This is a genomic window from Microbacterium sp. NPDC076911, from assembly GCF_040687125.1.
Lineage (GTDB): Bacteria > Actinomycetota > Actinomycetes > Actinomycetales > Microbacteriaceae > Microbacterium.
In genome coordinates this window covers 50313-72470 of the sequence record NZ_JBFBMP010000002.1, presented here as the reverse complement: position 1 = coordinate 72470, position 22158 = coordinate 50313, and the positions used below count along the sequence as shown (strand labels likewise).

Annotated in this window: 22 protein-coding genes; 13 read left to right on the top strand and 9 right to left on the bottom strand. The window is 62.2% G+C overall.

Annotation, left to right across the window (positions count from 1 at the left end; translation table 11 throughout):
- Nucleotides 1-43: 43 nt before the first annotated feature.
- Nucleotides 44-910, bottom strand: a complete 867-nt coding sequence (locus AB0O81_RS02825) for a fumarylacetoacetate hydrolase family protein (protein WP_363581040.1) — start codon at nucleotides 908-910, stop codon at nucleotides 44-46.
- 63 nt (nucleotides 911-973) lie between these two features.
- Here AB0O81_RS02825 and AB0O81_RS02820 point away from each other — a divergent pair, with 63 nt between their 5' ends.
- The 3 genes from AB0O81_RS02820 to AB0O81_RS02810 all read left to right on the top strand — a co-directional run bounded on the left by AB0O81_RS02820 (nucleotide 974) and on the right by AB0O81_RS02810 (nucleotide 3442).
- Entirely contained in the window at nucleotides 974-2191 is a 1218-nt protein-coding gene (locus AB0O81_RS02820) for a PrsW family intramembrane metalloprotease (protein WP_363581038.1), read from the top strand.
- 164 nt (nucleotides 2192-2355) lie between these two features.
- Complete coding sequence (locus AB0O81_RS02815; RefSeq protein ID WP_363581036.1) at nucleotides 2356-2724, top strand: FKBP-type peptidyl-prolyl cis-trans isomerase; 369 nt, start codon at nucleotides 2356-2358, stop codon at nucleotides 2722-2724.
- Between the two features lie 157 nt (nucleotides 2725-2881).
- Nucleotides 2882-3442 (top strand): YceI family protein, encoded by a 561-nt coding sequence (locus AB0O81_RS02810; protein ID WP_363581034.1) that lies wholly within the window; start codon nucleotides 2882-2884, stop codon nucleotides 3440-3442.
- A 5-nt stretch (nucleotides 3443-3447) separates the two neighbouring features.
- On the opposite strand, the gene AB0O81_RS02805 is transcribed toward AB0O81_RS02810, so the two are convergent.
- Complete coding sequence (locus tag AB0O81_RS02805) at nucleotides 3448-4446, bottom strand: DMT family transporter (protein WP_363581032.1); 999 nt, start codon at nucleotides 4444-4446, stop codon at nucleotides 3448-3450.
- A 207-nt stretch (nucleotides 4447-4653) separates the two neighbouring features.
- Between AB0O81_RS02805 and rpsO the strand changes: the two genes are divergently transcribed.
- The gene (gene rpsO, locus AB0O81_RS02800; protein ID WP_363581030.1) at nucleotides 4654-4923 is read left to right on the top strand and encodes a 30S ribosomal protein S15; all 270 of its coding nucleotides are present in this window, start codon (nucleotides 4654-4656) and stop codon (nucleotides 4921-4923) included.
- A 91-nt stretch (nucleotides 4924-5014) separates the two neighbouring features.
- Here rpsO and AB0O81_RS02795 read toward each other — a convergent pair whose 3' ends face one another.
- Both AB0O81_RS02795 and AB0O81_RS02790 read right to left on the bottom strand, forming a co-directional pair.
- Complete coding sequence (locus AB0O81_RS02795) at nucleotides 5015-7114, bottom strand: RecQ family ATP-dependent DNA helicase (protein ID WP_363581745.1); 2100 nt, start codon at nucleotides 7112-7114, stop codon at nucleotides 5015-5017.
- A gap of 20 nt (nucleotides 7115-7134) precedes the next feature.
- The gene (locus tag AB0O81_RS02790) at nucleotides 7135-8319 is read right to left on the bottom strand and encodes an acyltransferase family protein (RefSeq protein WP_363581028.1); all 1185 of its coding nucleotides are present in this window, start codon (nucleotides 8317-8319) and stop codon (nucleotides 7135-7137) included.
- 111 nt (nucleotides 8320-8430) lie between these two features.
- Between AB0O81_RS02790 and AB0O81_RS02785 the strand changes: the two genes are divergently transcribed.
- The 4 genes from AB0O81_RS02785 (at nucleotide 8431) to AB0O81_RS02770 (ending at nucleotide 13511) form a co-directional block, all read left to right on the top strand.
- Nucleotides 8431-9582: a N(5)-(carboxyethyl)ornithine synthase gene (locus AB0O81_RS02785; RefSeq protein WP_363581026.1), complete on the top strand. Its 1152-nt coding sequence runs from the start codon at nucleotides 8431-8433 to the stop codon at nucleotides 9580-9582.
- A gap of 56 nt (nucleotides 9583-9638) precedes the next feature.
- On the top strand, nucleotides 9639-10748 hold the full coding sequence (locus AB0O81_RS02780; protein WP_363581024.1) for an LLM class flavin-dependent oxidoreductase: 1110 nt from the start codon (nucleotides 9639-9641) through the stop codon (nucleotides 10746-10748).
- Nucleotides 10745-11389 carry a CE1759 family FMN reductase gene (locus tag AB0O81_RS02775; protein ID WP_363581022.1) on the top strand — a complete coding sequence of 215 codons (645 nt, stop codon included), beginning with the start codon at nucleotides 10745-10747 and terminating at the stop codon, nucleotides 11387-11389. Before AB0O81_RS02780 ends, AB0O81_RS02775 begins: the two co-directional genes overlap by 4 nt.
- A gap of 154 nt (nucleotides 11390-11543) precedes the next feature.
- The gene (locus AB0O81_RS02770; protein WP_363581020.1) at nucleotides 11544-13511 is read left to right on the top strand and encodes a glycosyltransferase; all 1968 of its coding nucleotides are present in this window, start codon (nucleotides 11544-11546) and stop codon (nucleotides 13509-13511) included.
- A gap of 7 nt (nucleotides 13512-13518) precedes the next feature.
- Here the strand turns inward: AB0O81_RS02770 and AB0O81_RS02765 are convergent, their stop codons facing one another.
- Nucleotides 13519-14178: a hypothetical protein gene (locus tag AB0O81_RS02765; protein ID WP_363581018.1), complete on the bottom strand. Its 660-nt coding sequence runs from the start codon at nucleotides 14176-14178 to the stop codon at nucleotides 13519-13521.
- A gap of 13 nt (nucleotides 14179-14191) precedes the next feature.
- Entirely contained in the window at nucleotides 14192-14374 is a 183-nt protein-coding gene (locus tag AB0O81_RS02760; RefSeq protein WP_363581016.1) for a DUF5302 domain-containing protein, read from the bottom strand.
- 304 nt (nucleotides 14375-14678) lie between these two features.
- Here AB0O81_RS02760 and AB0O81_RS02755 point away from each other — a divergent pair, with 304 nt between their 5' ends.
- The 3 genes from AB0O81_RS02755 to AB0O81_RS02745 all read left to right on the top strand — a co-directional run bounded on the left by AB0O81_RS02755 (nucleotide 14679) and on the right by AB0O81_RS02745 (nucleotide 18966).
- A complete protein-coding gene (locus tag AB0O81_RS02755; RefSeq protein ID WP_363581014.1) occupies nucleotides 14679-16970 on the top strand; it encodes a polyribonucleotide nucleotidyltransferase in 2292 nt (763 codons plus the stop codon).
- Nucleotides 16971-17237: 267 nt separating this feature from the next.
- Nucleotides 17238-18278: an aldo/keto reductase gene (locus AB0O81_RS02750; protein ID WP_363581012.1), complete on the top strand. Its 1041-nt coding sequence runs from the start codon at nucleotides 17238-17240 to the stop codon at nucleotides 18276-18278.
- 85 nt (nucleotides 18279-18363) lie between these two features.
- On the top strand, nucleotides 18364-18966 hold the full coding sequence (locus AB0O81_RS02745) for a histidine phosphatase family protein (RefSeq protein WP_363581010.1): 603 nt from the start codon (nucleotides 18364-18366) through the stop codon (nucleotides 18964-18966).
- On the opposite strand, the gene AB0O81_RS02740 is transcribed toward AB0O81_RS02745, so the two are convergent.
- Nucleotides 18963-19439 (bottom strand): GNAT family N-acetyltransferase, encoded by a 477-nt coding sequence (locus AB0O81_RS02740; RefSeq protein ID WP_363581008.1) that lies wholly within the window; start codon nucleotides 19437-19439, stop codon nucleotides 18963-18965. The genes AB0O81_RS02745 and AB0O81_RS02740 overlap by 4 nt on opposite strands.
- Nucleotides 19440-19499: 60 nt before the next feature.
- Between AB0O81_RS02740 and dapB the strand changes: the two genes are divergently transcribed.
- Nucleotides 19500-20318: a 4-hydroxy-tetrahydrodipicolinate reductase gene (gene dapB / locus AB0O81_RS02735; RefSeq protein WP_363581006.1), complete on the top strand. Its 819-nt coding sequence runs from the start codon at nucleotides 19500-19502 to the stop codon at nucleotides 20316-20318.
- Nucleotides 20315-20764 carry a hypothetical protein gene (locus tag AB0O81_RS02730; RefSeq protein ID WP_363581004.1) on the top strand — a complete coding sequence of 150 codons (450 nt, stop codon included), beginning with the start codon at nucleotides 20315-20317 and terminating at the stop codon, nucleotides 20762-20764. Before dapB ends, AB0O81_RS02730 begins: the two co-directional genes overlap by 4 nt.
- A 2-nt stretch (nucleotides 20765-20766) precedes the next feature.
- Here AB0O81_RS02730 and AB0O81_RS02725 read toward each other — a convergent pair whose 3' ends face one another.
- Both AB0O81_RS02725 and AB0O81_RS02720 read right to left on the bottom strand, forming a co-directional pair.
- Nucleotides 20767-21687: a TIGR01777 family oxidoreductase gene (locus AB0O81_RS02725; protein ID WP_363581002.1), complete on the bottom strand. Its 921-nt coding sequence runs from the start codon at nucleotides 21685-21687 to the stop codon at nucleotides 20767-20769.
- Nucleotides 21680-22105 (bottom strand): OsmC family peroxiredoxin, encoded by a 426-nt coding sequence (locus tag AB0O81_RS02720; protein ID WP_363581000.1) that lies wholly within the window; start codon nucleotides 22103-22105, stop codon nucleotides 21680-21682. The genes AB0O81_RS02725 and AB0O81_RS02720 overlap by 8 nt, the downstream gene beginning before the upstream one ends.
- Between the last annotated feature and the right edge of the window lie 53 nt (nucleotides 22106-22158).

The following is a 22158-nucleotide window of genomic DNA, read 5'->3' as shown; positions in this document are numbered from 1 at the left end:
GGTAGCAACGGCTGCCCAAACAGAGCGGGCTGCCGTTGTTTTGTCAATCCGTGACTCGACAGTGTGTCGTCAGCGACCCGATGCCGTCGACGCCGACCGTCACCGTAGATCGGTCGCGAATGAAGACTTGCGGGTCGCGTGAGTAGCCCGCACCACCGGGGCTGCCGGTTGAGATCAGCGTCCCCGGAAGCAGCGTCGCCGATTCAGACAGGCTCGAGACCAATGTCGCGACTGACCGAACCATCTGTGCGGTCGACCCGTCTTGCATTGTCTTGCCATCTAGGATCGTCCAGATGTGCAGGTCTTGCGGGTCTGGAACCTCGTCCGCGGTGACGACGAACGGCCCTGTAGGTGTGAACCCGTCGAATGACTTGCACCGAGACCACTGAGCTTCGGAGTACTGGATATTGCGGGCGGTGATGTCATTGACCACCGTGTAACCCCACACGTGCGATAGCGCGTCTTGCGTTGCGACGTTCTTCGCGGGTCGCCCGATGATCACGCCGAGTTCTGCTTCGTAATCCACCGCCTCGCTGAGTGAGCGTGGCCAGGTTGTAGTTGTGTCGTGGCCGGCGAGCGAATTGGGCCAGAGTACGAAAACCGTCGGCGTTGCATCGGTTTTGAGGCCAAGCTCGCTCGAGTGCGCGGCGTAGTTCAATCCGATCGCCAGGATCACCGGGGGAGTAAGGACCGCCGAGGCGAATTCGACGCCGTCCAGGCTGAAGCCAGCGGAACGTGATGCTGCTGCATCCCTCACACGCTCGAGTAACTCATCGCCCCCAGCGATCAGCTCTTCGAGCACGCGAGGGGCTCCGTCGAAGAGCTCGTCTACGAAGATGCCCTCGCCCTCACGCGCCAAAACGAGTCGGGGAGGCGCCGCGGGCGCGGGGATGACGTGGGCGAAGCGCATTGTTCAAATCTACCCGGGGGAAGCCAGCGAGGTTGTATGTGTCACGCGCATAGGCTGATCGGTATGACGAGTGATGTGGGTGGCGAACGTTCGCGCCCGTCTTTGACACCGCCCGAATATCCTTCTGCGCTGGCAGGCCCGGGTCCTGGCCATCCCGCCCATATCCCGCGCCCCGAACACGCGCCGCTCGAGGTGCCTGTCTCCCCGCGCGCAGGCCGCACCGCTCCGCTGTGGATCATCGGTGTGCTGGTGCTGATCTCTGTCGCGCTCGTCGGTTATTTTCTCACCAACCTCGGCGCCGTCTCATCGATCATCGGCATGGTGCTTGCGCTGATCCCATTGGTGGTTGTGCTCTTTGCCGTGCGGATCATCGACAGGTGGGAGCCTGAACCGCGAGGGCTGATGATCCTGGCCGTCGCGTGGGGTGCCATTGCTGCGGTGGGCATGACGTTGGCGGCCGACTTCGTCATCACCTTGTTGATCGGGTACGACGGCTCTGTGCTTCGCGAGGCTTTCTCGACGGTCGTGCAGGCGCCTGTTGTGGAAGAGTTCGCTAAAGGGCTCGGCGTGTTCCTGATCTTCCTCACCGCTCGCCGAGCGTTCGATGGACCTGTCGACGGCATCGTTTACGGGGCGCTCGTCGGCGCAGGCTTCGCTTTTACTGAGAACATCCAGTACTTTGCGATCAGCTTCATCGAGGGTGGGGTGGTTGACACCTCGGCGACATTCTTCATTCGCGGCATTCTCTCGCCGTTCGCTCATGTCATGTTCACGAGTGTTACTGGCTTCGCTCTTGGTCTTGCGGCGAGGCGGGGCGCCGCCCTGCCGCAGGCTGCCGGAGCCTGGGTGATCGGAATGATGGGTGCCACCGCACTGCATGCGCTGTGGAACGGCTCCGCGATGTTCGGCGACTTCTATGGGCTCTATCTCACTTTGCAGGTGCCGCTGTTCGTGATGTTCATTCTGGGGATTCTCGCGCTGCGCAAAGAGGAGACACGACTCACGAAACGCCGTCTTGGGGAATACGCCGCGGCCGGATGGTTCACCGAGCAAGAGGTCGACATGCTCGCTACGCCTTCGGGCCGCAAAGCCGGCCTCGAATGGGCGAAGACACTGCGAGGCGATCGCACCGCCCTGATGGAGGGCTTCATCTCGGACGCGACGGCGCTCGCCGCTGCTCGCCAGCGTGCGCTGTCTGGGCGCGACCCAAACGCGGATCAAGATGAACGTGCACTGTTGGCAAGCACCGCTGCAGCGCGGGCGGCATTGTTTGCAATCTGAGGTCTTGACACAGGCACACCGGCTGGGCATGCTGGAAGCAGATCAACTCAACGCTCGGGCGACACGCCGGCTATGCCGCGGCCCCGAGCGTTGAGTCTTGTCTGGGGTGACTCCGCTGACGTCAGCGACTACGCAAACTTGTGTTCGCATGCTTGGATAGATACATGACTGACGACCGCACCAAGCCCGAATTCGACGCACCCGAGGGCCCGGCCCCCACTGAACTTGTTATCCGCGACATCATCGTCGGCGACGGCGCTGAAGCAAAGCCCGGCGACACTGTCACCGTTCACTACGCGGGTGTCGAGTACGAATCCGGCGAAGAGTTCGACTCATCCTGGAACCGCGGCGAAACAATTCAGTTTCCGCTTCGCGGCCTGATTCAAGGTTGGCAGGATGGCATCCCAGGGATGAAGGCTGGCGGTCGCCGTGAACTCGTCATTCCGCCCCACCTCGCCTACGGTCCCGCAGGTGGCCACTTCTTGGGTGGGAAGACTCTCGTCTTCATCATCGATCTGATCTCGGTCGGCTGAGCCGCGCACAGTTTTCAAGGGAGGGGTGGATGCTGCGACATCCACCCCTCCTTTTTTGCAGACTTTTTGCATTCATGGGAATAGATGTGCCGGAGTCTTGTTGAGGCAATGGAGCGCAAGCTCACCACACCCCTAAAGACTGTGAAGGATGTTTGCAATGGCAGAAACAATGATCGACGTTCCAGGGTACAAAGCTGGCACCTGGGTGCTGGACCCCGCGCACAGCGAGGTGACTTTTAGCGTTCGTCACATGATGATCTCGAAGGTGCGCGGCAGTTTCGGAGTGAAAAGCGCGACGATCATCGCACCTGAGAACCCGCTTGAAGCGCGTGTTGAGGCGACTGTTGATGCCTCCTCGATCGACACGAACGACGAGGGGCGCGATACGCACCTACGTTCGGCGGATTTCTTCGACGTCGAAACCCACCCCACGATCGAGTTCCGCTCGACCGCAACCCGGGTTGAAGGTGGCGACTTCTTCGTTGACGGTGATCTCACCATGCACGGCATCACCAAGCCAGTCAGCTTCGAGCTTGAGCTGGGCGGATTTGGGGTCGACCCTTGGGGGAACTACAAGGCGGGCGCCACTGCCAAGACCGTGGTTAACCGAGAAGACTTCGGCCTCACATGGAACGCGGCGCTCGAGACCGGCGGAGTGCTCGTGGGTAAGGACATCACCATCACGCTTGACTTGCAGGGTTCGCTCGAGCAGGCCTGATTGCCCTAGGAGGCGGGTGCTGATACGTCGCCATCCGCCTTCTTCGTTTCGGCAGCGACAGCCGGCGAGCGACCAAAGCGCAGGCGGTTCTGTGCGAGCAGAATGCCAATAAACACGATTACTGCGCCCGCTGGCTCGTTCCAGGTGAGGTGCTCGCCAAGAATGAGCACGCCCAGTAAAACCCCAACCAGTGGTGTGATGTATGTGACGGTGGATGCTCGGGTGGGGCCCCAGGCGCGCACCGTGTTCTGGTTCCACACGTACACGACGCCAGTGCCCAGTATCCCCAGCAGCAGCACGCACACGGTGATCCACGGGGTCAGCTGAACCGGCGTGAGAATCAGCGCAGGTGAGAGGACAAGCATGATCGCTGCCGCCATGCCGATGTTGAGGAATGAGAACATCACCGCGCTCATTCCAGTGTTCGCGACGAAGCGGCGCATGTAGGCGAGGCTGAAGCCGTAGGACGCGGTCGCGCCTAGCGCGGCGAACTGAGCGACGATGCTCTGCGATAGATCGAGACCTTGCCAGGGGGCGATGATCACCATAACCCCCGCGATTCCGAGCGCAATGCCTGCAACTTGCGCGGGCCTGAGTTTCTCGACGCGAAGCACGAGGCCTGCCATGATGGCGGTCATGATCGGCGTGGTCGCGTTGTAGATGCTGGCCAAGCCTGATGTCACATGTTGCTGTGCCCACGAGAAGAGCAAGAACGGCACCACGCAGAATGTGATCGCGAGCACGAACATGTGGCCCCAGACCCGCAGGGCGCGGGGGAGCGGCTCGCGGCGGATGAGCACGAACAAGCCCAGCGCGAGCGCGCCTAGAACGAGTCTTGACCACACCACTTGTGCGGGTGACAGACCGTCGAGCGCCACCTTCATGAAAAGAAAGCTCGACCCCCACACCAGCCCTGCGAGCACGAACTGCACAGCCACCGAGACCTGAAATCGCGAAGGGGCATCGGGAGTAGGTGAAGAGCGGGAGGCGTTGGCGGTGGGCACGTGGAGACTCTAGTCCCGCGTGACGGCTTGCTGTTGCGCGCGGCAAAACAACGACCGAAATCCGCTGGTTTCTGGCTGTCGTCCGCGTGTGCGGAGATGAAGGCTCGGGCTGGTAGACTCTTGAGGTTGCCGTTTGATCGGCCGCGGATAAGAGAGCTCACGCATCAGGCGATGGGCGCCGCGCAACGAACAGAGAGGGGATCACCTATGGCACTGGAAGCAGACGCTAAGAAGGCGATCATCGAAGAGTACGCGACGCACCCCGGTGACACCGGATCCCCCGAGGTGCAGGTCGCGATGCTGACGCAGCGCATCAAGGACCTCACCGAACACCTCAAGGAGCACAAGCACGACCACCACTCGCGTCGTGGTTTGTTCCTGATGGTCGGTCAGCGCCGTCGTTTGCTCGGCTACCTCCAAGACGTCGACATCAACCGCTATCGGTCGTTGATCGAGCGTCTCGGACTGCGCCGCTAGTCGCACCAGCGTTCAATCGCTTTTTCAAGAAGTCGTCCCACGGTGTGGGGCGACTTCTTTTTTGCGTGAACGGTGAATGGGCGGCCCGCCGCTATGCGCGAATGGCGAGCGCGAACGGCAGCACGCTCTCGGCGCCCGCTGCGCGCAGCAAGCGGCTGGCGACCGTCAACGACCAACGGCTGTCAACGAAATCGTCGACGAGCAACACCGGACCGGGATCGAGCGCCCCCAGATGCTCCGCGAGATCGTCACCGACCCTGAAGCTGCTAGCGACACCGGCGAGACGGTAGGCGCTATTGCCATTGCTGTTTTCCGGGCCGTCTCCGGTGAGTTCTAGAGCGCCAAGCCAAGGAAGTTTGCCGATGCGAGAAATTTCTTGAGCGAGCGACGCAACGAGGCGTGGCCGTGAGCGTGAGGGCATCGACGCAACGGCGATGGGTCTCTGCTCCCAGCCCCACTCGGCGAGCACTCGCACAATGGCCTGCGTCATCGCGGGCGCAATCTCGCTATCGGGCGTGTTCGGCTGCAACAGCTCGCGCAACGGGCCGCCCCAGCCAAGGTCGGTGAGCCTCGCGAGCGCTCGTCCCGGGGTGAGTCTCTCGCTCACAGCAATCTTTCCGCGCACGTCGACCCCGAGTGAAGACATGCCGCTTGGCCACTGTGCCCGTGGTTCAATCAGAACCCCGACTTGGTTCAGTGCCGCGCCGGCGCTTGTCATGGCCGTTGTGGCGATCTGGGTCGAATACCACGGCGCAGTGCAGTTATCGCATCGGCCGCAAGGCTCAGCCGTGACGTCATCGAGTGAGCGCTGCAGAAACTCCATCCGGCACGCGCTCGTGGTTTCGTAGTCTTTCATCGCCTGCTGCTCGCTGGCGCGCGCGGCGCCGATGCGCGCGTAGCGCTCCGCGTCATAGCGCCAGGGTGTGCCAGTGGCTCGCCATCCGGACTGCACGCGTTCGACAGAACCATCCACATCCAACACCTTCAGCAGCAGCTCAAGTCGACTGCGACGAAGATCGATCCGAGATTCCAAGGCGATCGTCGAGAGAGTGGCGCCGTCGTGCTGCAATTCATTGATCACTGCGGCGGCTTTGCCCTCGTCAGGCATAGACGACGATGCAAAGTACTGCCAGATGGCTTCATCTTCGGGGCCTGGCAACAGCAGCACGTCGGCGTTCTGGGTCGCGCGTCCGGCGCGTCCGACCTGCTGGTAGTAAGCCACTGGCGAGGACGGCGCGCCGAGATGCACCACAAAACCTAGGTCAGGCTTGTCGAAGCCCATCCCGAGCGCGCTCGTAGCCACCAGCGCCTTCACCTCGTTGGCTTTGAGTTGATGTTCCGCGACTTCGCGTTCCGCGGGATCGGTTTGGCCGGTGTAGGCGAGCACCGGATAGCCTGCATCGCGAAGCAGCCTGGCGGTGTCTGCGGCTGCGGCGACGGTGAGGGTATAGATGATGCCGCTCCCCGGGAGCGAGTCGAGGTTGCAAAGCAACCATGCCAGCCGGCTCGCCGCGTCAGGCAGTCGCAACACGCCTAGCCTGAGGGATGTGCGCGCGAGCGGCCCGCGAATCGTGAGCACGCCAGTCGTCAGCGCGCCGAGCTGTTCTTCGATGTCGTGCACGACGCGCTCATTCGCAGTCGCGGTCGTGGCGAGAACCGGGACGCCGGCCGGCATCTGCGCGATCAGGTTACGTAGACGACGGTAGTCGGGTCGAAAGTCGTGGCCCCAGTCTGAGATGCAGTGCGCTTCGTCGACGACGAGGAGGCCGACACGAGCGATGAGAGCGGGAAGCTGCTCATCTCGAAAGCGCGGGTTGTTTAGTCGCTCTGGACTAACCAGCAGCACATCGACATCGTCGTTGCCCAAGCGCGTGAGAACCTCGCCCCACTCGTGTGCATTTCCAGAATTCATACTGACGGCTCGAACACCCGCGCGCGTAGCGGCAGCAACCTGATCCCGCATGAGCGCCAGCAACGGAGAGATGAGAATCGTGGGGCCCGCTCCGCGGCGGCGCAGCAGCAGCGTGGACACGAAGTAGACCGCGGACTTTCCCCACCCGGTGCGCTGCACGACCAGTGCTCGCGAATGGTCGCGAACGAGGGCGTCGATCGCCTCGAACTGCCCCTCATGGAAGTGAGCATCTGCGCGCCCCACCAAGGTGCGAAGCACATCGAGAGCGTCACCGCGCATGTCACCGATCGGTTCGTCGCTCACGATTGCTCCCGAGGCGCGGAAGACTCCCGCGGGCGGCGTGAACCGGTAGGGTCAGCGCGGCGCCCTTCTCGTGCGGCGAGCGACGGATCAGCAAACAGCCATGTGGGCCGCGGCTCCACGAGCGGGCGGAAGACTTTCCTCACGGGCTTGGTAGCGAGGCCTAGCGCAATCAGCACCGATGCCACGATCACAATGGGCAGCCAGATCCAGGTCGGCTCCAGGTTTCTGAGCACCCCTGACTCCCGCAGCGGGTACAGCACGAACGAGTGCAGGAGATAGACGTACATCGTGTACTGGCCGAAGTGGGTCCACCAGGTGTTGCGCAGTGGAACGAGAACAAAGAAGGCCAACGACAGCACCAGTGCAATAGCCATGAGCGCCAGGCGCACGCCGCCCGCCCACCATGCAGTGCCGCCCATGTCAGAGTACGAGTCGTCGTAGAAGAGCCAGTGACGAAGGTTCACGGCGTTCCAGAGCTCAACGAAATTCCACGCGGCCCACCCGGCGATAGCAAAAGCACCGAGCGCCGTGACATATATCCACCATGGACGGCGTTCGAGCAGGCGGAGTCGGTCGACGATCTGGTGCTCGCTCAACCACCATCCCAACGTGAAGAACGGCAGTAGGCCCAGAGTGCGAGCGAGTGAGAATGTGTCGCCGAGGTTAGTCAGGTATCCCGCGCCGACCGAGATGGCGACGGTCCACAGCAGCGGCCAGCGCAGCAGCGCGAGATATGGCAGCACGAGGCGGAAGATCCCCAAAGCGAGCAAGAACCAGAGCGTCCATGACGGCTTTGTGATGTTGGGGTCAGCACGGCCTTCCACGAACCATTTGGTGACCGTCCACAAGAGCTCGAAAATGACGTAGGGCACCAGAATGTCAGTGATGACCCGTGCCATCTGCCTTTTAGTGGGCGCGGCTGATTTCGAGAAATAGCCCGCGATGATTGCGAAAGCGGGCATGTGGAATGCGTAGACGAGCAGATAGAGCCCGAGGGCTATGTCGGAGTCATAGGTCAACCGTTGGATGGCGTGTCCCAGGACCACGAGCACGATACAGGCGAATCGGGCGTTGTCCCAGAACGGCATCCGGCGTCTCGCCGGCGTGACTGTGGCGCCGGTGCGGGGCGGTGTGGTCACCGCCGAGCCGGCCGGAGAAGGGGAGTGCGCGGATTCAGTCATAGCCGAGGCCACCATATCCCGCCTGGCGGGTGTGCGGAGGTGCGGAAATTGGGGTGTAGCGTCGAGGCTCCCGGGGCCGGCTTCTGCCCGGTCCACGGAACGAGGGACATAGTGTCCGCTGCAAGTCCAGTCCTCGGCGTTATCGGCGCCTCCCGTAAGCCTGACGAGCGACGGGTTCCCATTCATCCGGGTCACCTCGAGAGAATTCCCCACGAGCTTCGACCGAGAGTATTGCTTGAGCAAGGGTACGCAGAGCGCTTTGGCATCAGCGATGAAGACCTGCGACCCTTTGTCGGAGCGGTGCTACCGCGAAGCGAGATCATCGCGGCTTCCGACACGATCCTCTTGCCCAAGCCGCAGCTGCAAGACCTCCACGAACTCCGGAACGGTCAGACGCTTTGGGGATGGCCCCACCTTGTTCAAGACGAGGCAATGACGCAGCTCGCGATCGACAAGCGGTTGACGCTGATCGCCTTCGAAGCCATGCAGCATTGGGGTGCTGATGGCGCCTTCGGGCTTCACGTCTTCCATATGAACAACGAACTCGCGGGCTACTGCTCCGTGCTGCACGCGCTCGAGCTGTGTGGTTCCACGGGGGACTATGGCCGAAGGCTCACCGCTGTGGTCATCGGGTTCGGCGCGACCGCCCGCGGGGCAGTAACAGCGCTGCGCGCCCACGGAGTCCACGACGTGCGAGTGCTGACCAACCGACGTACCCCGTCTGTCGCGTCGCCCATTCACTCCGCGCAAATGATCCAGTTTGATCACGATGACGGGCCATACCTCAGTGAGGTCATCACTGACGAAGGCCGACTGCCGCTGGCACCGTTCCTTGCCGAGAGCGACATCGTCGTCAACTGCACCTTGCAAGATCCCAACCAGCCTCTGCTATACCTGCGTGAGCGCGACCTCGATGCGTTTCGGGCGGGAAGCTTGATCGTCGACGTGTCGTGTGATGAGGGCATGGGCTTCGAGTGGGCGCGACCCACGAGTTTCGCAGACCCGATGTTCACCGTTCACGGCAGCGTCAATTACTACGGAGTTGACCACAGTCCCTCGCACCTATGGAACTCGGCGAGTTGGGAAATCAGTCAGGCGCTGCTTCGCTTCGTTCCAACTGTCATGAGCGGCCCGCAGGCATGGGTTCAAAGTGAGACGATCCGACGGGCTATCGAGATCCAAGATGGAGTGATCATCAACCCCGCAATTCTCGAGTTCCAGGGGCGCGAAGCGGAGCATCCACACCCGCGTGGAACATCCTGACGCGAGCCGCGTTGCATGAGATACATTCACATGCATAGAAAGTGCGAGGAGCGTTCATGAGCGAAATCGGATCCCAGATGCAGTTCGGTATCTTCACCGTTAGCGACATCACTGAAGATCCAACCACCGGTGCTACGCCGACTGAGCGTGACAAAATTCGTGACACAATCACCCTCGCCAAGCACGCTGAAGAGGTCGGGCTCGATGTCTTTGCGCTGGGCGAACACCACAATCCGCCTTTCTGGTCGTCATCGCCCACCACCACACTCGCCTACATCGCGGCGCAAACTGAGAGCCTCGTTCTTTCGACAGCCACGACCCTGATCACTACCAACGATCCTGTCAAGATCGCTGAAGACTTCGCGATGCTGCAACATGTGTCCGACGGACGCGTCGACCTCATGTTGGGCCGCGGCAACACCGGCCCCGTCTACCCGTGGTTTGGCAAAGACATTCGCCAGGGGTTGCCTCTGGCGATCGAGAACTACAACCTTCTGCACCGGCTATGGAGAGAAGACGTGGTGGATTGGGAAGGAAAGTTTCGCACCCCGTTGCAGGGGTTCACCTCAACGCCCCGGCCTTTGGACGGTGTCGCACCGTTCGTATGGCACGGGTCCATCCGCACCCCCGAAATCGCAGAGCAAGCGGCTTACTACGGTGACGGGTTCTTCGCCAACAACATCTTCTGGCCGAAGGAGCATTACCAGCGTTTGGTCGCGCTGTATCGCCAACGCTATGCGCACTACGGCCATGGCTCACCTGAACAGGCGATCGTGGGACTCGGCGGCCAGGTGTTCATGGCGGCGAAGTCGCAAGACGCCGTGAGCCAATTCCGCCCATACTTCGACAACGCACCCGTCTACGGACACGGTCCCTCGCTCGAAGACTTCAGCGAAATGACACCTCTTACGGTCGGCTCGCCTCAGCAAGTCATCGATCGCTACGCCTCAATGCGCGAGTACTACGGCGATTACCAGCGGCAACTGTTTCTGATGGATCACGCAGGACTTCCGCTGAAAATCGTGCTCGAGCAACTCGACGTTCTCGGTGGCGAGGTTGTACCTGTGTTGCGCAAAGAGTTCGCGAAGAATCGGCCCATCGATGTGCCAGACGCGCCCACTCATGCGCAACTCGTGGCGGCGGCGAAAGCTGAGGCGTCTCGATGAGCGTTCGCCGTATCGCAGTCGTGTCTGCAGGCCTTTCTAGTCCGTCTTCCACGCGCATGCTCGCCGATCGCCTCGCCGCCGCGACTATCGCGGTTCTAGGGGAGCAGAACGTAGCGGCCCGCGCAGAGGTATTCGAGTTGCGCGACTTCGCGCACGACATCACAAACAATCTGCTGACAGGGTTCGCTCTCGCGCCGCTTGATTCGATGATCAAAACTGTGGTGTCAGCGGATGCATTGATTGCAGTGACTCCAATCTTCTCAACGAGTTATTCCGGACTCTTCAAGTCGTTCATCGATGTTCTCGAGCCGGACGCATTGGCGGGCAAGCCTGTCCTCATCGGAGCTAACGCCGGTACGGCGAGGCATTCACTGGCTATCGACTACGCGATTAGGCCGCTGTTCACCTATCTGCATGCCGAGCCGGTTTCCACAGGGGTGTTTGCGGCGTCGAGCGACTGGGCGAGCACCGGTGATCAGATCGCACCGCTGGGCGAACGGGTTCAGCGTGGAGCACGGGAGCTTGCCGAAGCGACCCTCCGTCACGAGTCCACACCGAGCAGCGACCCTTTCGATCCGGCGAATTACTTGGGCGATGGGCGGTCGTTCGGTCACCTGCTTGGTGGATTGAGCGGCGAGTAGCCCGGGCAATGTCCAGCCCGATCAGGTGAACGCAGTACGAACGGACAGGGTTCAATCGCACGATCGGTGACGTGAGAGCAAGGACTGCGTGAACAATCGTCCTCGAACGTCGATTTGACGCCAATACGAGCCGCTAGGGCATCACCCTGGAGGCGTGAGAGTCGCACTGCTCGCCGAATCGTTCTTGCCACACATGAATGGCGTCACGGGGTCTGTGTTACAGATCCTGCGTCACCTTGCCCAAGGTGGCCACGAAACGCTTGTAATCGCGCCGCGATCGGGGGAGGTGGATGCTGATCTGCATGGTGCGCAGACGGAGCTGTTGAGATCAGTGCCACTGCCGAGCTATCCAGAGGTTCGGGTGGTGTTTGCTCGGGCAGCGCGTTTGGCGAGCATCTTGCGCACGTTCAACCCCGATGTTGTGCATCTGGCGTCACCTTTTGTTCTTGGCTGGCAGGGCGTGGCCGCAGCCGACGCCCTCAAGATTCCTACGGTCGCCGTGTATCAGACCGACATCGTCGCGTACGCGGAAAAGTACGGACTGCCGAAGGCAACGGCTCTCGTGAGTGGTCATGTTGCACGCCTGCATCGCCGCGCCACACTCACTCTTGCTCCCTCGTCGGCATCACAGCGTCAACTCGAGCACCTGGGTGTGGACCGTTTGCGCCGGTGGGGGCGTGGCGTCGACATCGAACGCTTCTCGCCGTCGTGGCGCAGCGAGCAATGGCGCACACGAGTGGCGGGAGAGCGCACAGTGGTTGGTTACGTGGGGCGGCTGGCACCCGAGAAGCAAGTGGAGGACCTGCGCGTGCTCGCCGATGTCGAGGGTATCCAGCTGGTCATCGTGGGTGATGGACCTTCGCGCGCACCGCTGCAGCGGCTACTCCCAGAAGCGGTGTTTACGGGGCATCTCTCGGGGACCGAGTTGGGTGAGGCGATAGCGAGCTTCGACGTCTTCGTGCACACCGGAGAGAGTGAAACATTCGGTCAGACGATTCAGGAAGCGCTCGCCAGTGGTGTGCCCGTCGTCGCTCCGGGCGTCGGCGGCCCGGCAGACCTGGTGCGATCGAGTGTCGACGGCTGGCTCTATCGCCCGGGAGATCTTGGCGAACTCCGAGCGCGAGTCTCGGATCTCGTCGGCGACGAGAGCAAGCGGCGTGCTTTCGCCCGAGCTGCCCATGAATCGGTTCAAGAGCGCACATGGAGCGCTGTGTGTGCTCAGCTGGTCGAGCACTACGAAGAAGCGCGTGTGCTGCGGCCGCTGGATGACGCATTGCTCGCCCGGGCAGCGACGCGCCCGACGATACCCGTGGTCGGTCAAGCCCCGCGATGGTCACGCTACGTAGCTCTTGGAGATTCGCTCACTGAGGGACTGTGCGATACGTCGCGTGTTGAAGATGGCGGACACCGCGGCTGGGCAGACCGGCTTGCACAACTGTTGGCTTTCAGACGTGCGGATGCACCCCCATTGCACTACGCCAATCTGGCCGTGCGCAGTCGCAGAGTGCGAGACCTTGCAGATTCGCAGTTGCCACAAGCGTTGCGGTTGCGGCCAGACTTGGTGTCCATCCTGATGGGCGGCAACGACCTGGTGAGTCATCGGACTGATCCCTGTGTGTTGGCTCGTGAGCTCGAACAGACGGTGCGAGTGCTGCGAGGAGAGGGAATTGATGTTCTCCTGGTGACTCCGTTTCTCCCGAGGCGACTCACGGCGAAGCCGTTTGCCCGACGATTCGCGATCTACGCATCCGAGCTGCGGCGCATCGCTACCGAAACAGGCGCGATTCTGCTTGATCTGGAGTCATCCCCAGCAATTGGCGATGTGACGCATTGGGCCGAGGATCGGGTTCACTTGCGCTCAAGCGGTCATCGCTTCTTGGCTTATCGCGCAGCTGAGGCCTTGGGCGTGCCCGATGCCGAAGCGCTCGGGGGACTTGATGCCGCACTGCATGAAGACCTCGAATCGCCAGCCCGCGGCACCTGGTTTGTGCGTGACGTGTTGCCGTGGATGTTGCGTCGAGTGCTAGGCCGAACTGCCGGCGACGGGCTCTCGGCCAAGCACGATTCCTGGACGCTCATCGGCGGACGCGACGATGAGCGCTCGAGCGCGCCAGTGAGCTAAGCCACGATCACGTGAGCGGAATTGCTCGCCGCGACAGGATCGCTGCGAGGAAGAAGCAGGCCGCGCCGATTGCGGTGCCTGCCGTCGCCCAGAACGCACTGAGCAGGTCACCACTTGAGGGGAGCACATAAGCGCCCACTGCTGAAACGCCGAAGGCAACGGCCCCGAGTGCGTTGAGCCACGTTCCATGCCACGTTCGTGCGTCGGTGTCCCAGAGCTGTCCTCGTCGCTGGGTCGCGATCAGTGCAAAGCCACTGGAGATGAGGAAGGCCAACGAACCCCACGCGTCTGGGCGCCACCCGGCACCCACCGCGTCGGGCTCGCGTATCGACGCAAGAAGAGCAAGGATCGTTGACAGGTTGAATAGCAATGTCCCCGCGAACTGCACCGCCGCGCCGAACCAGTCGGCGCGATCAGCCCGATTCATCTTCGCGTGCGGCACGTGACGGCCGCTGAGGCTCAGCTGAATGAAGCCGGCGAGTGTGAAGAACACCGAGCCGACGAAAAAGGTGACGTTGGTCGCGACGATGCCGACTGCGTCAGCGTAAATGGGGAGCGCGCCGACGAAGAACAACGCCGAGCCCACTGCAAAGCCCCACGCCTCGCGACGCAGGCGTCTCACCGTCGTAGGGGCACCGTCGGTATCTGAATCCACTGGAAGCGTCACGGTGCTAATGGTATTAGCCGCTTTTGCGGCGGAACTCACGCTTGGTCACCGCGCCGTGAGTGCCGTGTACGGCCGAGTCCCCATCGAGGTGCGACTCGCCCTCGCGCTGATGCGAGTTCTTCTTATCCAGCGCCTCTTTAAATTTGCGCTTCATCTCGTCTGACGCCGCGCCTGCCGGCTGATCCTCGGTGCTCATACGACCAACCATACGGCGACTGGCCGGATCCTGCCCAGGATAGGGGCCAAATCGTCCCTCGCTGATACCCTTAGGAAGGTTGCCCTTGTGGCATCCGCTCAATTCAATATGAGCTCCCGGAGCAGGCTGGCAGGAAGCTGGTCCCCTGTGGTGGATTCCCATCGAATGATGGTGCTCTTCCACTGGTGGCCAGCGCAGGCGGTACGCAGAAGACTCGCACGCCCATATCTGCCTGTTCCTGCTCCTTCGCATGCACTCGCGCGCCATACGGGCACGCGAGTCAAAACAAAGAAGGAGAGACCTCTTGGAAGGTCCTGAAATCACCGCTGCTGAAGCTGTTCTCGACAACGGCCGCTTCGGCACTCGCACAGTCCGGTTCGAAACCGGACGTTTGGCACAGCAGGCGCAGGGCGCCGTTGCTGCCTACCTCGATGAGGAGACAATGCTCCTCTCAGCCACCAGCGCAGGAAAGCACCCGCGCGAAGGCTTTGACTTCTTTCCGCTGACGGTCGACGTTGAAGAGCGCTCGTACGCAGCTGGCAAGATCCCCGGCTCGTTCTTCCGTCGCGAGGGTCGCCCTTCGACTGAAGCGATTCTGGTTTGCCGTCTGATCGACCGGCCGTTGCGCCCGTCGTTCGTCGCCGGTTTGCGCAATGAAGTTCAGATCGTTGTCACCGTGTTGTCGATTGCACCCGGCGAGTTCTACGACGCCTTGGCCATCAACGCGGCGTCGCTGTCCACCCAGATCTCGGGACTTCCGTTCTCGGGCCCGATCGCCGGTGTGCGCCTCGCGCTCATCCCCGGCCAGGGTGACACCGCTGACCAGTGGATCGCGTTCCCCACGGTTAGCCAGCTTGAAGAAGCTGTCTTTGACCTCATCGTTGCCGGTCGCGTTGTCACCGACGCCGACGGAAACGAAGATGTCGCGATCATGATGGTGGAAGCTGAAGCAACTGAAGGTTCGTGGAACCTCATCAAGGGCGGCGCCGTCAAGCCAAACGAGCAGGTTGTCGCTGAGGGCCTCGAAGCATCGAAGCCCTTCATCAAGCAGCTCGTCGATGCTCAGAGCGCTGTCGCGAGCACCGCGGCGAAGGAGATCAAGGATTTCCCGGTCTTCCCGCCCTACCAGCAGCAGACCTACGACTTTGTTGCGGGACGCGCGTACGACAAGCTCGTCCCGATCTACCAGATCGCCGACAAGCAGGAGCGTCAGTCCGCCGACGACGAGCTGAAGGACGCGGTCAAGGCTGAGGTTGCTGCCGCTGTTGAATCAGGCGAACTGCCTGCCTCTGCAGCAGCTGAGTTCAGCGCCGCTTACAAGTCGGTCACGAAGACGATCGTTCGCGGTCGCATTCTTGCCGAAGGCGTCCGTATGGATGGTCGCGGCCTTGCTGACATCCGCCCGCTCGATGCTGAAGTGCAGGTCATCCCGCGCGTTCACGGCTCGGCGATCTTCCAGCGCGGTGAGACCCAGATCATGGGCGTCACCACCTTGAACATGCTCAAGATGGAGCAGCAGATCGATTCGCTGTCGCCGATCACGAGCAAGCGCTACATGCACCACTACAACTTCCCGCCATACTCGACCGGTGAGACCGGTCGAGTCGGTTCGCCGAAGCGTCGCGAGATCGGGCACGGCTTCCTCGCCGAGCGCGCCCTCGTTCCGGTTCTACCGAGCCGCGAAGAGTTCCCCTACGCGATCCGTCAGGTTTCCGAAGCTCTCGGTTCAAACGGTTCGACGTCGATGGGCTCGGTCTGCGCCTCCACATTGTCGTTGCTGAACGCTGGTGTGCCGTTGCGCGCTCCCGTCGCCGGTATCGCTATGGGTCTGGTCTCTGACGAGGTCGACGGTCAGACGCGCTACGCGGCCCTGACCGACATCCTCGGCGCTGAAGACGCTCTCGGTGACATGGACTTCAAGGTTGCGGGTACCAGCGAGTTCGTTACCGCGATCCAGCTCGACACCAAGCTCGATGGCATTCCGTCGTCGGTGCTCACCGCGGCACTTCAGCAGGCACGCGAGGCTCGACTCACGATTCTGGGTGTGCTCAACGCCGCCATCGACACGCCTGACGAGATGGCGCCCACGGCTCCTCGCGTCATCAGCGTTCAGATCCCCGTCGACAAGATCGGTGAGCTCATCGGTCCGAAGGGCAAGACGATCAACTCGATCCAGGACGAGACCGGCGCTCAGATCTCGATCGAAGAAGACGGCACCGTCTACATTGGTGCTGTCGACGGACCGTCGGCTGAGGCGGCTCGCGCGCAGGTCAACGCGATCGCCAACCCGACCAACCCCGAGGTGGGCGAGCAGTTCCTCGGAACCGTCGTCAAGATCGCTACGTTCGGTGCGTTCATCTCGCTTCTTCCGGGCAAGGACGGACTGCTGCACGTCAGCGAAGTTCGCAAGCTCGCCGGCGGAAAGCGTGTCGAGAACGTCGATGACGTGCTCGGTGTGGGCCAGAAGCTGCTTGTGCGCATCACGAAGATCGACGACCGCGGCAAGCTGTCGCTGGAGCCGGTTCTTGAAGAGGCCGCAGACCAGGAAGGCCGCGCTGCTGCCAGCGAGGGTCCTGAGGCACCTGCCGAGGGATAACCCCTTCATAGCGTCGAAAGCAGATGCCCGTCTCTCTCATCAGAGGCGGGCATCTGTCGCTTTCTGGGAGCCGTTCAGTGTGTCCTCCGTTTGGGGGACATGCATGTATTTGGCTACTGGCCTGCTGAAAAGCGTTATCGAATGTTTATCGTTATCTCGCCGTTTCAACCGATGAAACCGGCACTAGGCCCTAGCCTCGAAGTATCGCACCGGGGGGTGTGTGTCAGTCACGAAGCCTCTTCGAGGGCCGTCGTGAGGGGGTAGGACATGGCTTTTTTTAGCGTAGGTTCGACGCTCTCGTCACCGGGAGCGCACACTTCTCCGGCGAGCAACGCCTCCGAGCATCCCTCCGCACCCATCCCCGTTCAGGGCGCGCCTGTGGGCAGTGCACTTCGCGTGCCCTTCGGTGAGACCGGCGAAGAGATCTTCCCGCTCATTCTGGGCGGGGCTGAATTCGGCTGGAATGTCGATCTGGAGTCAAGCCACGAGATTCTTGACGCATTTGTAGAGCGGGGTGGCAATGCGTTGCACACCGCCGACAGCTACTCCAGCGGTCGTAGTGAGCACATTATCGGACAGTGGCTGGGCGCGCGAGGGCTGCGCGACGAGATGGTGCTGGCCGTACGAGTGGGAGGTCACGCCGACAACCCTGGACTCGGGTCAGTGAACCTGGTTCGGGCCGTCGAAGCGTCCCTCACCCGCTTGAAGACCGACGTGATCGACGTTCTCTACCTTGACGCGGTGGCCGACTCGAATACCCCGCTCGAAGACACTCTCGCCACCACCGAGTGGCTGGTGGAGAGCGGAAAGGTGAAGAGCATCGGAGCGGTGGGCTACACCGCAGAGCAGCTGGTGGAAGCCAGGATTCTCTCTTCCGCAGGTTTCCCTCGACTCAAGGTGCTCGACGTGCCGTTCAACGTGCTGCGCCGCCATGAGTTCGATCCCGACCTTCGTCTGGTGGCGGGCGCTCAGAATATGGCTGTCACCCCCTCTCATGCGCTAGAGCACGGTTTTCTTGCGGGCCGTGCGCGCACTCGTCGTGCGGGAAGCCTTTCCGTGCGAAGCGCGCAACTTGCCGCAAACCTGAACCGTCGAGGGAGTCGCACCCTACGCGCGCTCGACGCCGTTGGTGCTGAGCTCGGTGTGCCCGACGCGGCCATCGCCGTCGCCTGGTTGCTCGCTCAGAAGCTCGTTACCGCACCGATCATCAATGCGTTCGCGTCGACGCACATTGAAGAGCTCGTGCAAGGAGTCGGCGTCCCGCTGAGCCGTGCCCACCTCGCAGACATCGCCCGCGCCGCGGACTGATAGGACGGTTGCGTCCGTAGTGTGACGTAGGCTGGGATGGTGCTCGAGTCGGGCACCCAATCCCCTCAACAACGGAGTGAGTTGCGTGACGCACTATATCTACCTCGTGCGACACGGCGAGCACCAAGACGCGGAGTACGGTCTGTCGGACGGCCCCCTTTCTGCACGCGGCCGCAGACAGGCTGAGGCCGTCGCCGATCGTCTCTCGGGCATTCCATTCGACCGCATGTGGCACTCACCGCTTGAGCGTGCCAGCGAGACGGCTCGTGCGGTGGCAGAGCGTATGCCGTCGTTGAATCCTGAGCCATCAGCGCTGTTGTTTGACTGCGTTCCGACGGGTATGACCGATGACACCCCGCCGGCTTTCGAACCATTTTTCGGGTCCATCACTGAAGCAGAGGTTGATGCCGGCCGTGCACAGATGGCAGATGCCGTCAGCGAGTTTCTGATCCGCAAGAACGGTGAAGTGCATGATCTGCTGATCACCCACAACTTCGTCATTTCGTGGTTTGTGCGCGAGGTGCTGCAAGCGCCGGATTGGCGTTGGATGACGCTCAACCAAGCTCACTGCGGGTTGACGGTGATCGCGCAGAAACAGGGTCGGCCCTGGACGCTACTCTCACACAACGATCTGGCGCACCTGCCGAAGGAGCTCGAGACAGGTCTGCCCGATACCTACCCGTTCTAGCCTGCTATCGACTTCCGATACCAACGTGTTGCGTTGGGGTTGTCGTTGTATGGCTCGGTGGGCATATAGCCCGCACTGGCATAGAGCGCGCCCGCCGCGGTAAGCGAGTGATGGGTGTCGAGCACCAGCTCGCTCGCACCAAACGCTTGTGCCTGGCTCTCTAAAGCGCTGACCAGAGCCCTTCCCCATCCGCGGCCGCGCGTCTCCGGGCGCAGGTAGAGGTGCTTGAGCTCGTAGCGGATGCCGTTCCCGCCGCTGGAAATTCGGCGAATCCCCCCGCACCCCACCGCCTTGCCGGTTTCGTCCCGGGCGACAAGAAAGACTCCCGTGGGTGGGGTGAAGGCTTCGGCTGTCGGAAACGCGATCGAATACACCACGTTCTGGTTTGCGAAGCCCAGTTCGCGCGAGTGGAAGTACTCCTCCAGCAACGAACGCGCTTCCGGCGTATCGACGGCAGATTCTTGAATTGTCACCACCTCTCCACGATATTGCACCGGCCGTGCTCACCCGACTGCGCACCTAGGATGGAGGCCATGACGACGCGCGTGGCGATAGTAGGGGGCACCGGCAAACTTGGCGGAATTATCCGCACGGTGGTTGAGGCTGAAGATGGGTTCGAAGTGTCGGCGGTGCTCACTTCGCGCTCCGAGCTTTCCGACATTGCGGGCGCCGATCTGGTGGTAGACGCTTCTACTCCGGCCGTGTCACTCGATGTGATCCGGGCGGCGATCGATCTCGGTATCAACGTTCTCGTGGGAACTTCTGGTTGGTCCGCGGAACGAATTGCGCAGGTACGGCCGCTCGTCGAAGCTGCCGAGACCGGCATCGTGTTCATCCCCAACTTCTCGCTTGGATCTGTTCTGGGATCTGCGCTTGCCGCGGCGGCGGCTCCGTTCTTTCCTTCCATTGAGATCATCGAAGCGCACCGTGAGTCGAAGGTCGATTCGCCCAGTGGAACGGCAGTTCGCACCGCTGAAATGATCGCCGCCGCGCGCACGTCAGTGGGGCCGGTGGAGTCACCGCATGTTGATCAGCGCGCGCGCGGACAACAGGTAGCGAGCGTTCCGATTCATTCTCTACGCCGACCGGGGGTTGTCGCCAAGCAGGAGACTGTCCTGTCGGGGTCGGGAGAGTCGCTCACGATTGTGCATGACACGGTAGAACCGGCCTTGGCGTATGCGCCTGGAATCCGGCTGGCCCTCGCCGCTGCGCGCGACGCGAGCGGCGTCACAGTCGGACTCGACAGCTTTCTTGATATCGGCATCCGCCGCCCTGGCTCCCGCAAGAGCGACGCGAAGCCCTTCGACGATGGTGGCGTCCCCGGCCAGGTGGCGCAGGCAACAAGCGCATGAGCGCGCGCATCGGGGTCGCCGTCATGGCGGTGCTGTTGTTGCTCTATGTGCTTCTCGTCGGCCAGCGTGCGTGGCTCTTGCTCATCTCTGGAGACGCTGTCGGCATGCTGATGGGCATGGCGCTGGTAGTTCTTCCGCTCATCGCGCTGTGGGCGCTGGGGCGCGAACTGTGGTTCGGAGTGCGCGCGGATCAACTCGGCCGTCGGCTGGAAGCAGATGGTGCCTTGCCTGAAGAGTCAGTCTCCATCCGCCCCAGCGGCCGTGTGGTGCGCGAAGACGCTGATGCCCTATTCCCGCAGTACCGCAGCGTCGTCGAGCAGAATCCCGATGACTGGGCTGGGTGGTATCGTCTCGGCATCGCCTACGATGCCTCAGGCGACCGCCGTCGTGCCCGCGCTGCGATCAGACGCGCAATCAGCCTCGAATCGCGACAGCGGCGTGGCTGAGCTCAGCCGGCGGAATGCGGTAGCGCGGCGGCGACTGCCTCATCGATGGTGGCATGCGTGAAATCGAATCCTGACTCGCTCAGTGCCTCCGGCACGACGTGAGCGTCGCTGGTCAGTAACGACTCGACAGCGTCAGAACCCAGAGCTGCTTTCATCGCCCACACTGGCGCCGGCAGCACGTACGGACGGTTCATCCTCACGGCCAACGCGAAGCCGAGATCGTTCGCGGTGGCGCGAGTGGGGCCAGATAGGTTGACGGCGCCAGACATCTCGGAGTCGATTACGTGCCGAATCGCGCGAACTTCGTCATCAAGCGAGATCCAGGGCCAAGCCTGCGTCCCACGGCCGATCTTTCCGCTCACTCCCGCTCTCGTGAGCAGAAGCAGGGGCTTGAGCACGCCTTCGCGATGGACAATCGGCGCAGTGCGAAGCCGCGCGACTCGTGCGGCGTCGCCGGCACCGAGAGCGGCGGTCTCCCATTCACCGCAGAGGTCTGCAAGAAAAGTCTCACCTCGCGGAGCATGCTCGGTGAGTGCGACGCCGGGCGCCGAGCCGTAAAAGCCCACTGCGGATGCACTGAGGAAGGAAGGAGCGTCTTCACCGAGCGCTTTGACCGCTCGAGCGATCGCTCGCGTCGGGGTGATGCGTGACCACAGCAGAGTGTTTCGGTATGAACTTGTCCAAGGAAAATGCCCGATACTCGCGCCGTTGAGGCTCACTACAGCGCTCGCCCCGGCGAGAACGTCGGGGTCGAGAGCGTCAGTGTCGGTGAGCCATTCGACTTCGCCAGTACGCGCCGGGGGGCGCCGCACGAGAGTGGTGACGGCTATGCCATCTGCGCGCAGGTTGTTGATGAGAGCAGTGCCGACCAGCCCGGAGGCTCCGGCGACAACGACTCGGGAATTGGGGCGTTCTTCAGGCAAGCGTCGCCTCGAGCGTGATCTCGATCCCCGCGAGCGCCTGCGAGACCGGGCAACCCGCTTTCGCATCTGCCGCAAAACGTTCGAAATCCTCTGCGGTCAGCCCCGGAACCACGGCGTTGACGTTGAGGTGGCTGCCGGTGATACCGGTGCCCGGGGTGAACGACACCGACGCGGTCGCATCAATGCGCTCGGGGGGAGTCCCGTTCTGGCCGAGGGCGTGAGATAGCGCCATGCTGAAGCAGGATGCGTGCGCGGCAGCCAGCAGTTCTTCGGGGGTCGTCGTCGACGTCGAGCCTTCGCTTCGCGCCTTCCAATTCACATCGAAACTGCCTGAGCCGGACGACACGAGAGTGACGGCGCCTGATCCAGTTGCGAGGTCACCTTGCCAGGCGGTGGTTGCTTCGCTCGTGACTGTCATGGGTAGCCTCCTGTTTCACGCGCCGGGGCGTCCGTACGCGTCGCGGTCAGCCT

Coding starts and splice junctions, on each gene's coding strand:
- AB0O81_RS02795 (WP_363581745.1), bottom strand. CDS start 7,114: ATGCGCGGTGACGCTCTCGATGTGCTTCGCACCTTGGTGGGGCGCGCA.
- AB0O81_RS02760 (WP_363581016.1), bottom strand. CDS start 14,374: ATGAGCACCGAGGATCAGCCGGCAGGCGCGGCGTCAGACGAGATGAAG.
- rpsO (WP_363581030.1), top strand. CDS start 4,654: ATGGCACTGGAAGCAGACGCTAAGAAGGCGATCATCGAAGAGTACGCG.
- AB0O81_RS02720 (WP_363581000.1), bottom strand. CDS start 22,105: ATGACAGTCACGAGCGAAGCAACCACCGCCTGGCAAGGTGACCTCGCA.
- AB0O81_RS02730 (WP_363581004.1), top strand. CDS start 20,315: ATGAGCGCGCGCATCGGGGTCGCCGTCATGGCGGTGCTGTTGTTGCTC.
- dapB (WP_363581006.1), top strand. CDS start 19,500: ATGACGACGCGCGTGGCGATAGTAGGGGGCACCGGCAAACTTGGCGGA.
- AB0O81_RS02780 (WP_363581024.1), top strand. CDS start 9,639: ATGAGCGAAATCGGATCCCAGATGCAGTTCGGTATCTTCACCGTTAGC.
- AB0O81_RS02790 (WP_363581028.1), bottom strand. CDS start 8,319: ATGACTGAATCCGCGCACTCCCCTTCTCCGGCCGGCTCGGCGGTGACC.
- AB0O81_RS02820 (WP_363581038.1), top strand. CDS start 974: ATGACGAGTGATGTGGGTGGCGAACGTTCGCGCCCGTCTTTGACACCG.
- AB0O81_RS02750 (WP_363581012.1), top strand. CDS start 17,238: ATGGCTTTTTTTAGCGTAGGTTCGACGCTCTCGTCACCGGGAGCGCAC.
- AB0O81_RS02775 (WP_363581022.1), top strand. CDS start 10,745: ATGAGCGTTCGCCGTATCGCAGTCGTGTCTGCAGGCCTTTCTAGTCCG.
- AB0O81_RS02815 (WP_363581036.1), top strand. CDS start 2,356: ATGACTGACGACCGCACCAAGCCCGAATTCGACGCACCCGAGGGCCCG.
- AB0O81_RS02810 (WP_363581034.1), top strand. CDS start 2,882: ATGGCAGAAACAATGATCGACGTTCCAGGGTACAAAGCTGGCACCTGG.
- AB0O81_RS02825 (WP_363581040.1), bottom strand. CDS start 910: ATGCGCTTCGCCCACGTCATCCCCGCGCCCGCGGCGCCTCCCCGACTC.